Genomic DNA, 3,542 nt, shown 5'->3' on the forward strand with positions numbered 1-3,542 from the left:
ACCGCGCAGCAGATCGGAGACGGTGGCGCCGCGCGAGACGGTGTTGACCGTGATCCCGCGGGCTCCGAGTTCGTGGGCCGCGACGGCGGTGAGCTGCTCGACCGCGCCCTTGCTGGCGGCGTAGGCGGAGATGCCGGGGCCCGGCCGCACGGTGTTGGCCGTGGAGATGTTCACGATCCGGCCGCCGTCGCGCATCCGCAGCGCGGCATGGCGGATCGTCATGAAGACCGCTCTGGTGTTGACCGCCATGACCTCGTCGAAGACCGCCGGATCGGTGTCCTGGAGCAGGGACGGGGTGAGGCACAGTGCGGCGTTGTTCACCAGGATGTCCAGGCCGCCGAGCTCCTTCTCGGCCCCTTCCATCAGCTGCTGCGGGCTGTCGGGGTCCGCGAGATCCAGTCGAACGGCCCGGACCCGGCCACCGTTGGCCCGCACCGTGCGGACGACCTCCGCGGCGGCGTCGTCGTCGGTGGCGTAGTTGAAGACCACGTGGGCCCCGTCGCGGCACAGGCGCTCGACGATCGCGCGGCCGATGCCCCGTGATCCACCGGTGACCACGGCGTTCCTGTCTGTCAGCACGGCCTCTCCCCTCCGGACACGCTTGGCCGGGCATTCGAACCTACCGGGGGAACAGCTCCCCGCACCCGATCGCGCGGAAACTCTTCGTGTCGGCGGAGCGCCTTCCGTGCCGGTCCAGGACATGGAACCGCCCCGGCCGGGCGTGGTGCCGGCCGGGGCGGGACGGTGGGGTGCCGGGATGCGCCCCTTTCCGCGGGTGTTTCGTCGGGCTTTCCGTCAGCCGATGGCGGAGATGGCCTGGACGAACGTCGCCGACGGACGCATGACGGCGGCGGCCTTGGCCGGGTCCGGCTGGTAGTAGCCACCGATGTCGGCCGGCGAGCCCTGCACCGCGATCAGCTCGTCGACGATGGTCTGCTCCTGCTCGCCCAGCGTCTTCGCGAGCGCGGCGAACGCCTGCGCGAGCTGTGCGTCGTCGGTCTGCTGCGCCAGCTCCTGGGCCCAGTAGAGGGCCAGGTAGAAGTGGCTGCCGCGGTTGTCGATACCGCCAAGCTTGCGGCTCGGCGACTTGTCCTCGTTGAGGAAGGTGCCGGTCGCGCGGTCGAGGGTGTCGGCGAGGATCTGGGCGCGCGCGTTGCCCGTGGTCGTCGCCAGGTGCTCGAAGCTGGCCGCGAGCGCGAAGAACTCACCCAGGCTGTCCCAGCGCAGGTAGTTCTCCTTGACCAGCTGCTGGACGTGCTTGGGCGCGGAGCCGCCGGCGCCCGTCTCGAACAGACCGCCGCCGTTCATGAGCGGGACGACGGAGAGCATCTTCGCGCTCGTGCCCAGCTCAAGGATCGGGAACAGGTCGGTCAGGTAGTCACGCAGCACGTTGCCGGTGACGGAGATGGTGTCCTCGCCGCGGCGGATACGCTCCAGCGAGAACGCGGTCGCCTTGACCGGCGACATGATCTCGATCTGCAGACCGTCGGTGTCGTGGTCGGCGAGGTACGTCTTGACCTTGGCGATCAGCTGCGCGTCGTGGGCGCGGTCCTCGTCGAGCCAGAACACGGCCGGGACGCCGGTGGCGCGGGCGCGGGTGACGGCGAGCTTGACCCAGTCCTGGATGGGCAGGTCCTTGGCCTGGCACATGCGGAAGATGTCGCCGGCGCCCACGGCCTGCTCCAGCACGACGTCGCCGTTGCCGTCGACGACCCGCACCGTGCCGGTGGTGGGGATCTCGAATGTCTTGTCGTGACTGCCGTACTCCTCGGCCTTCTGTGCCATCAGGCCGACGTTCGGCACCGAGCCCATGGTCGACGGGTCGAAGGCGCCGTTGGCGCGGCAGTCGTCGATGACGACCTGGTAGACGCCCGCGTAGCTGCTGTCCGGCAGCACCGCGAGGGTGTCGGCCTCCTGGCCGTCCGGGCCCCACATGTGGCCGGAGGTGCGGATCATGGCCGGCATCGAGGCGTCGACGATGACGTCGCTCGGCACGTGCAGGTTGGTGATGCCCTTGTCGGAGTCGACCATGGCCAGGGCGGGGCCCTCGGCGAGCTCGGCCTCGAAGGACGCCTTGATCTCGGCGCCGACGTGCGGCACCGAGTCCAGGCCCTTGAGGATGGCGCCGAGGCCGTCGTTCGGGGACAGGCCAGCGGCTACGAGCACCTCGCCGTACTTGGCGAAGGTGTTCGGGAAGAAGGCCCGGACCACGTGGCCGAAGATGATCGGGTCGGAGACCTTCATCATGGTGGCCTTGAGGTGGACGGAGAACAGCACGCCCTCGGCCTTGGCGCGGGCGACCTGCGCGGTGAAGAACTCGCGCAGGGCCGCGACGCGCATGACCGCCGCGTCGACGACCTCGCCCGCGAGCACCGGCACCGACTCGCGCAGCACGGTGGTGCTGCCGTCGTCGCCCGCGAGCTCGATGCGCAGCGAACCGGCCTCGGTGATGACCGTGGACTTCTCGGTGGAGCGGAAGTCGTCGACGCCCATGGTGGCGACGTTCGTCTTCGAGTCGGCGGTCCACTTGCCCATGCGGTGCGGGTGCGCCTTGGCGTAGTTCTTGACCGAGGCGGGGGCACGGCGGTCGGAGTTGCCCTCACGCAGCACGGGGTTCACCGCGCTGCCCTTGACCTTGTCGTAGCGCGCGCGGACGTCCTTGTCCTCGTCGGTCTGGGGGTCGTCCGGGTAGTCCGGGAGCGCGTAGCCCTGTGCCTGCAGCTCGGCGATGGCCGCCTTCAGCTGCGGGATCGAGGCCGAGATGTTCGGAAGCTTGATGATGTTGGCCTCGGGCCGCTTCGCCAGCTCACCGAGCTCGGCGAGCGCGTCGTCGATGCGCTGGTCTTCCTGGAGACGCTCGGGGAAGCTGGCGATGATGCGTCCGGCCAGCGAGATGTCACGGCTCTCGACATTGACCCCGGCCGTCGAGGCGTACGCCTGGATCACGGGCAAGAACGAATACGTCGCCAGGGCCGGGGCCTCGTCGGTGTGTGTATAGATGATGGTCGAGTCAGTCACCCTGTGCTCCGCTCCACGTCTGCAACATTGCTTGACATCAAGATATCTCGTGATCCCCCCGGACTCGACAGGGCCCTGCCCTCATCGGCGGCGGAGCGGGTCACCACGGCCGCACACCGCGCATCTGCCCCGGCCCGGCGGCCGCCCGTCGGTGTGCACGCCGGTCGCCGTGTACGCACAGCACGATCGCGACCGCACCCGACAGGAAGCCGCCCGGGCAACAGGCAAGTGTCATACGGTGGTTGTCCCGCTGCTCACCAGAAGGAGTGCACATATGCCGGTCTCGCTGGGTCTCGGTCTTCCGCAGATGAAGCAGTACGACATCGGCCGCGATGTGGCCGCTGTGGCCCGCGCGGCGGAGGAGGTCGGCTACGAGAGCCTGTGGGTCTTCGAGCGGATCATCTTTCCCGAGCCCGCCACGCAGGGGCTGTACGGCATTCCGGGGCTGCCCTGGCCCGAGCAGTACCGCAGTGTGGCCGATCCGCTGATCACGCTCGCGCTGGCCGCCGGGGCGACGAGCCGGG

Annotated in this window: 2 protein-coding genes and 1 pseudogene; 1 reads left to right on the top strand and 2 read right to left on the bottom strand. The window is 69.5% G+C overall.

What is annotated here, in order from left to right; genetic code table 11:
• Positions 1-579, bottom strand: a 579-nt coding sequence (locus ABZY11_RS43530) for an SDR family NAD(P)-dependent oxidoreductase (RefSeq protein ID WP_356484476.1), incomplete at its 3' end; no start/stop codon positions are given.
• A 216-nt stretch (positions 580-795) separates the two neighbouring features.
• Positions 796-3,018, bottom strand: coding sequence for an NADP-dependent isocitrate dehydrogenase (locus ABZY11_RS43535; RefSeq protein WP_356484477.1), 2,223 nt, complete (start codon positions 3,016-3,018; stop codon positions 796-798).
• A gap of 274 nt (positions 3,019-3,292) precedes the next feature.
• Between ABZY11_RS43535 and ABZY11_RS43540 the strand changes: the two are divergent.
• Positions 3,293-3,542, top strand: a pseudogene (locus ABZY11_RS43540) (LLM class F420-dependent oxidoreductase); the annotation flags it as partial.

The sequence above is a fragment of the Streptomyces sp. NPDC006510 genome (genome assembly GCF_040611955.1).
Classification (GTDB): Bacteria; Actinomycetota; Actinomycetes; order Streptomycetales; family Streptomycetaceae; genus Streptomyces.